1 pseudogene is annotated in these 468 nt (G+C 65.8%); it reads right to left on the bottom strand.

Annotated elements, in window-relative coordinates:
• Positions 1 to 257 (bottom strand): annotated as a pseudogene (locus tag DEQ92_RS22450) (fosmidomycin resistance protein); the annotation flags it as partial.
• Positions 258 to 468 lie beyond the last annotated feature (211 nt).

Genomic DNA, 468 nt, shown 5'->3' with positions numbered 1-468 from the left:
CGCGTCGTGGCAAACGCGTAGTGCGTGTGGACGCCTCCGCGCGGTCGTGCTGTGGGACGGCGGAGAACGAGGCTCGTGAGGTCGGCGTCGGCTCCCTCCACGGCCGCCCCGCTGGCAGACGCGCCCACGTCGTAGGCGACGTGCGACTCCGACGCGGATCCGGGCGCTGCCTGGAGACCCAGCCGGTCTTCGTAGAACGCACGCGTCGCGTCGAGATCCTTCACTTCGAGGCCGAGTCGACGGAGGCCGGTGAGCATATCTGTCTCTCGGGCGGCAACCGTGAAAGGGCTACTGTCGCCCCGGGAAAACGGACGTTCGAGTTCGCAGTCCGCACACGGCACGTAGCTTACACGCCTCGATGGCGTGCAAACATATTTGATCCTGGTGTCAGTACGCCAGTGTATGTCCGGGCCACCGAGCGAGTATCCGATCGGCGAGTCCCCGGAAGAAATCCGCATCCTCCACGTG

Source organism: Haloferax sp. Atlit-6N, assembly GCF_003383195.1.
Classification (GTDB): domain Archaea; phylum Halobacteriota; class Halobacteria; order Halobacteriales; family Haloferacaceae; genus Haloferax; species Haloferax gibbonsii.
The sequence above is the reverse complement of the archived record's forward strand: the minus strand, read 5'-3'. Positions and strand labels throughout refer to the sequence as shown.